Raw genomic sequence first — 6,067 nt, 5'->3', positions numbered from 1 at the left:
CCACCATGGCCCTGCTCGCCACCCCGACACCACCGGAAGGGGTGGCCACCGCCGAACTCATGACGGCATGATCTGAACCGCAGAGCCTCCCGCGGAGCGAGTTACACCACGCAGCGGGACGCGACCCCCACCGCTCCAACCAGGTATTTCCTTGCGACGGGATCCCACCGTCGTCGCCGTGGAGTCGTTTGTGGTGCGAACGCTGCTACCGTCGCACCATGTCGGCTGCGGAGCAGACCCGGAGCAGGCGACCGCGTGGAAGCGTCGAGCGCCTTCCAATCGGTGCTCTGCGGGTCTTCGTTATGCGGGTAAGGACCCGCTGACTGGTCGGCGTCACTACCTGCGCGAGGTCGTGCCGGCTGGCCCAAGGGCCTTGTCCGAGGCCGACATGATCATGCGGCGTCTCGCCGCGCAGGTCGACGAGCGTCGGAACCCCCATACCACGCGACTCTCGACCAGCTGCTCGACGCGGCGGTCGAGACCGTCGGCGCCGCCGGTAGCGGGACGGCCACCAGTGTGGTGTGCGATCTGACCGACGGTGGCGAGATCGTCCGGGCCGGGCAGTGAGGTCACCGACCGTCTCGGCGGCATCGACATCCTCCCGATGGCCTGCATGCAGCAGCCGGTCGACATCGCCAAGAGCGTGCTGTTCCTGGCCTCCGACGCCGCCAGCGAGATCACCGGCGAGGCACTCAACCATCAGCGGCGGCCAGACCACCTGGTGAACGACGACCCGTCAGCGCGCCTCGTTCGCCTCACACCCGACGACTCTTCCTCCTCCCGTCTGACCTAATTAGCTCAGCAGATCGCGATTCAGGTCGGGCGATGCGGGCCGCTCCGGGACACCCTCCGTGCTCTCGTCGAGCAGGAATCGTCCATCGACCAGGTTCTCCGCGCGGTCATATCTGATGCCGGCCGTGAGGTCCTCACTCGACGTGCGTGGCCGACTCGCGACGACGCACGCTGCACGTCCGTCTGCACCGCCTTCTGTACAACGCCTGAGTCTCAGGTCAAGATGGCTGGCACTTGTAGCTGAGTATCCGCAGGTCCGACTCCTGGTCCTGCGCTTCGAACCACTCCGCGATCAACGCGTCAGGGCCGGTACGAGCCGCCAGGGTCAACAACTAGCGGCTGGTTCGACGGCCGAGGAAGGACCGCAGAAATGACGATCTCACCGCTAATATGGGCGGTCACGCTCGCGGGCATTGCGCTGGTGTTCATCGTCGACTTCGTCCTCGTGGGTCGCAGGCCGCACGTGGTCGGGATGCGGGAGGCCGGCGCATCGGTGCTGGTGTATGTCGCCCTGGCGGTGGCCTTCGGTTTCGGCATCTGGTTCACGGCCGGGCCGCAGTATGGGTTCGAGTTCTTCGCCGGCTACATCACTGAGCTCAGCTTGTCGGTGGACAATCTGTTCGTCTTCGTCGTGATCATGTCATCCTTCGCCGTTCCGCAGCGCCACCAGTTGAAGGTGTTGCAGCTGGGGATCATCGGTGCACTTATTCTGCGCGGGATATTTATTCTCGTCGGAGCGGTTCTGCTGTCGTACTTTAACTGGCTGTTCTTCGTTTTTGGGATCTTCCTCCTCTATACTGCGTGGAAGCTGGCTACCGAGCACGGCACCGAGGGTGAGCCCCAAAACAACAAGCTCCTCAAGCGGATCGAGCGGGTGCTGCCCACGACGACGGTATACCACGAGGGCAGGTTCTCGGTCAGGGTGGACGGCCGGAAGGTATACACGCCACTCGCGGTCGTGATCGTAGCCATCTTCTTGACCGACCTGATGTTCGCGATGGACTCGATCCCAGCGATCTTCGGCCTGACACAGGAACCATACATCGTCCTCACTGCGAACGCCTTCGCCCTGATGGGGCTCCGGCAAATGTTCTTTCTGCTCGACGGCCTGCTCGACCGTCTCATCTACCTGTCCCTGGGATTGGCCGTCATCCTGGGATTTGTCGGCACAAAACTGATCCTGCACGCGCTGCACGAATACGGCGTGCCTGTTCCCGACATCAGCACCGTCGTGTCCCTGATCGTCATCGTGGTCACGCTGTGCGTGACCGTGCTGGCGAGCCTCGCCAAGGTTCGAAAGAATCCTGAGGTGCTGCAAACGCACGACGTCACCGGTTCACACGGCGGCGCTCCGGGGAAGGAGCTCGAGGAGCTGCGCGCCCGGGACCACAACCCCGCTCGTGATAGTGGTTCGACACCGGAGCCCGAGCCGGACGGCGACGGGCGGTGAGGTGTCTGTCCGGCTCAATTTCACGCTGCCGGCGGCGGCTGCCCCCCCCGGGATGCCCGGCGGTCCGGACCGCGGCTGATGCTGGGGACCGGAACCGCGAGCGCACGCGATGAACGACGATACGGCCGCTGGTCACGCCGTCGACCCGACCCGGTGCTTCACTTCAGCATGCTCGTCGACGCGCTGACGGGGTTACCCCTGATCGCAAACGACCACCGACGCCGACATCCGCCGGTAGTGACGGGCGGCGGACCACCGCTGCTGGCGGTTGGGGAGACTGCGGATGGCGGTGACGGACGAGCTCCTCGCGGGGGCGATTGATGGAAGCAGACGCTCACCCGCGTCAGCCCGGCGCGCTGGGTGTGCGCCGGCGCCGATGGCGGGCCCGTTGCCGAGGCGACGATGGGTGAACGGACAGCAGGACGGCGCTCGTGACGATCAGAGCGATGATTACGAGCACGAGTAGCGCGAACTCGATGAGCACGTCGAGGATCATGGCCGGCTCCTGGACGGGAAGTGGCGGATGGCGCGACGACGGGCGATGGCGCTTGCCAACGTCACGACCGCAAGGATCAGCACGATGACGGCGAGCGACATTAGGGTGGGTATCTCGGGTACGGCGGGCCAGAGCCCGTGGGCCCAATGCAGCATCAGTTTCACACCGATCAACGCGAGTATCAGCACAAGCCCGTGGTTGAGATAGACGAGCTGGCTCAACGCGGACTGCAACACAAAATACAGCGCCCGCAGGCCGAGGAGCGCGAAAGCGTTCGTCGCGAACACGAGGTACGGGTCCTCGGTCACTCCGTACACGGCGGGGACCGAATCCACGGCGAACACGACATCGGTGGCGAGCACGGCGACCACCACAACAGTCAGCGGGGTCAACGCGCACCGTCCGTCGGCGCGCACCCACAGTCGGGTGCCGCGATACTCGTCAGTGACGGGGATCAGCAAGCGCAGCAACCGCACCGACCGCATCTTCGACACGTCGCGTTCGCGGGTTGTCCCGCCGAGCTCCTCGCGCAGGACTCGCGCTGCGGTCAGGAACAGGACCGCGCCGAAAACCAGGAACGCCCAGGTTCCGGCCTGCAGCAACACCGCGCCGAGCGCGATCAGTACGCCGCGCAGCACGAGTGCACCGACGATCCCGAACAGCAGAACACGCTGGGCCAACTCGGCGGGTACCGCGAACGCGGCCAGGAGCATGATAAACACGAACAGGTTGTCCACCGACAGCGACTTCTCCACCACGAAGCCGGTGTAGAACTCCAGCGCCTGCTCACTGCCGTAGGCGCCCCAGAGGAATAGCCCGAACACGACCGGCAGCGTGAGGTAGAACATCGACCAGCCGACGGCTTCGCGCAACGACACTGCATGCGGCCGGCGCGTCAGCACGAAGTCCAGCACGAGTAGACCAACTAGTGTCGTGCGCCAGTATTTCGCAAGTTAAGTCGTAGGATGGGGCCGTGCCCCGCACCGGACGCCCGAAAGCCGTGCTGCAACTGACCGTTGACGAGCGCGAGCAGTTGCAGAGGTGGGCGCGGCGGCGCACCTCGGCGCAGGCGCTGGCGATGCGCTCTCGGATCGTGCTGGCGTGCGCCGAGGGTCGGTCGAACACCGCCGTCGCCGAGCAGCTCGGGGTCTCGGTGCAGATGGTCGGCAAGTGGCGGGCCCGGTTCGTGCAGGCCCGCTTGGACGGGCTGGCCGATGATCCGCGACCCGGCCGGCCGTCGTCGATCACCGGTGAGCAGGTCGAGGACATCGTGGTGGCAACGTTGGAGTCCACGCCGGCGAATGCCACGCACTGGTCGCGGGCGAAGATGGCCGAACGGACCGGGCTGTCGCGCTCGAGCATCGGGCGGATCTGGAAAGCGTTCGACCTCAAGCCGCACCGCGCCGACACGTTCAAGCTGTCCAACGACCCATTGTTCGTGGAGAAGGTCTTCGACGTCGTCGGGCTCTACCTCCGCCCGCCCGAGGGCGCGGTTGTCCTGTCAGTGGACGAAAAGTCCCAAGTCCAGGCCCTGGCACGGTCCCAGCCGGCGTTCCCGATGATGCCGGGAATGCCCGAGCGGCGCACCCACGACTACGTCCGCCACGGCACCACCAGCCTGTTCGCGGCGTTCAACACCGCCGACGGAACCGTGATCTCCTCACTGCACCGCCGCCACCGCACCATCGAATTCAAGAAGTTCCTCACCAAAATCGACGCCACGGTCCCCGCGCACCTGCAGGTACACCTGATCGCGGACAACTACGGCACCCACAAGACCCCGGCGATCAAGGCCTGGCTCGCCGGGCACCCCCGCTTCACCCTGCACCACACCCCGACCTACTCCAGCTGGCTCAACCAGGTCGAACGCTGGTTCGCCTACCTCACCGAAGACCTCCTCCAGCGCAGCGACCACCGCAGCGTCCAGGCCCTCGAAGCCGACATTCGGGGCTGGGTGAAGGCCTGGAACGACAACCCCAGGCCGTTCGTCTGGACCAAGTCCGCAGAAGACATCCTCGAACGACTTGGGCGACTTCTTCACCGAATCAACGGTGCACGACACTAGCACGGCGATGCTCGTGGTCCACAGGGCGGGAGACCCGACAGCGGGCGTCGTTGCGACCACCGTGGCTAGTGGCTGTCCGGGCACGGTACCTCCTCGAACGCGATCGCGTTCGAGGTCTCCTTCGCCCTACGAGGAGGGCGGCCGCCCGGGGGTGCCAGGGACACCCGTCCTGACCGGGACGACCCGACGGAAGTACTCCCCTCGCCCGCGAGGGTAGACCCAGTCGACAGGCTGTCAAGGCGCGTGCACGCCCGGGGCCACAGCGCCACCGAACCCGGCGCGGATGGAGATCACTCCCAGCGAGAGCGGCGCGGTGCCGAGGTCCCTGCCGGGCTGTCGGCCGTGGTCACGATGCCGCCGCGGTACCGGCTTGGACGATCGGCGAGTTGCTGCCGGACGGCATGAAGACCAGCAGCATCACCAGCCAACCGAGTCAACCGACATCGCCGCTCAGCCTCACGGCCAGTCACAGGACGTCCAGGGTCCGTTGCGGGAGTAGGTCGTCGCGTAGCGACCTCGTCCCGGACATCCGTTCGCCGACTGGCCGGCCACGCTGAGGATGTGCGGGAGCGAGGTCCGTGACGAGGTGCTGGTCGGCCCCGAAGCTGCATGGAGGCGGGGGTGGTGCGCCCGCCATACGGCGGCCACCTTTCACAACCACCGTTATCGGGTGCCAGGACACGGCCGGGACGGTGGTGGAGCCGGGGCCGCGGACGGCGACGGAGGCGGCGGCGTTGCGTGCGACATTGGGCCGGATCGTGGCGCTGATGTTGGAGGTGATCGCTAGGCGCCGCCCGGCCGGGCAGCTCGCGCCGATCCGGCGGCCAGGCGAGCAAACCTGCAAGGCTCTAGCGAGGGCGGACGACCGTCGCGATCGCGACTATGTCGGATTGGCACGAGCGCAGGGTACGGCAAGCTGAGCCCGGAAAGATCGCCAACCACATCCGGTCTCCTGACGATCCCACTTGCGCGCACTCTTACCAGGGAGACGGGGCGCAGACGGCCCTGGTACGGCGCCAGCGACACGACCGTGCAGTTTCTGACCGCTCTGTGTCGTCTCCTACGTCGACGACCCGATGCAGTCCACGATCTGGTGCGGATCCCGCAGGCATGGCCCGGCGCCGGTCTGGCAGTTAATACTCCAGCCGTAAGTCGTGATCTTGCTGGTGGGGTGGCCCGGAACGCGGCGCGGCCACCGCGTGATCATCGTCCGTTGTGTCGACATCAGAAGATCAAGCGGTGGCCGCGGGCCACAGCGTAGGAC

4 protein-coding genes and 1 pseudogene are annotated in these 6,067 nt (G+C 66.2%); 3 read left to right on the top strand and 2 right to left on the bottom strand.

The features are described from left to right. Positions 1 to 613: 613 nt before the first annotated feature. Complete coding sequence (locus tag RM445_RS31665; protein WP_311560551.1) at positions 614 to 793, top strand: hypothetical protein; 180 nt, start codon at positions 614 to 616, stop codon at positions 791 to 793. A gap of 369 nt (positions 794 to 1,162) precedes the next feature. Next, positions 1,163 to 2,242 carry a TerC family protein gene (locus tag RM445_RS31660; protein WP_311560550.1) on the top strand — a complete coding sequence of 360 codons (1,080 nt, stop codon included), beginning with the start codon at positions 1,163 to 1,165 and terminating at the stop codon, positions 2,240 to 2,242. 343 nt (positions 2,243 to 2,585) lie between these two features. On the opposite strand, the gene RM445_RS31655 is transcribed toward RM445_RS31660, so the two are convergent. Together RM445_RS31655 and RM445_RS31650 are read right to left on the bottom strand one after the other, a co-directional pair. Further along, on the bottom strand, positions 2,586 to 2,738 hold the full coding sequence (locus tag RM445_RS31655; RefSeq protein ID WP_311560549.1) for a hypothetical protein: 153 nt from the start codon (positions 2,736 to 2,738) through the stop codon (positions 2,586 to 2,588). Further along, a pseudogene (locus RM445_RS31650) lies at positions 2,735 to 3,667 on the bottom strand (TerC/Alx family metal homeostasis membrane protein); the annotation flags it as partial. The gene RM445_RS31655 and the pseudogene RM445_RS31650, both read right to left, overlap by 4 nt. A 44-nt stretch (positions 3,668 to 3,711) precedes the next feature. Between RM445_RS31650 and RM445_RS31645 the strand changes: the two are divergent. Continuing rightward, the gene (locus RM445_RS31645) at positions 3,712 to 4,803 is read left to right on the top strand and encodes an IS630 family transposase (RefSeq protein ID WP_311560548.1); all 1,092 of its coding nucleotides are present in this window, start codon (positions 3,712 to 3,714) and stop codon (positions 4,801 to 4,803) included. Positions 4,804 to 6,067 lie beyond the last annotated feature (1,264 nt).

Origin of the sequence: Pseudonocardia charpentierae, from assembly GCF_031845345.1 — a bacterium.
GTDB lineage: Bacteria > Actinomycetota > Actinomycetes > Mycobacteriales > Pseudonocardiaceae > Pseudonocardia > Pseudonocardia charpentierae.
The sequence above is the reverse complement of the archived record's forward strand: the minus strand, read 5'-3'. Positions and strand labels throughout refer to the sequence as shown.

Coding starts and splice junctions, on each gene's coding strand:
- RM445_RS31665 (WP_311560551.1), top strand. CDS start 614: ATGCAGCAGCCGGTCGACATCGCCAAGAGCGTGCTGTTCCTGGCCTCC.
- RM445_RS31660 (WP_311560550.1), top strand. CDS start 1,163: ATGACGATCTCACCGCTAATATGGGCGGTCACGCTCGCGGGCATTGCG.
- RM445_RS31655 (WP_311560549.1), bottom strand. CDS start 2,738: ATGATCCTCGACGTGCTCATCGAGTTCGCGCTACTCGTGCTCGTAATC.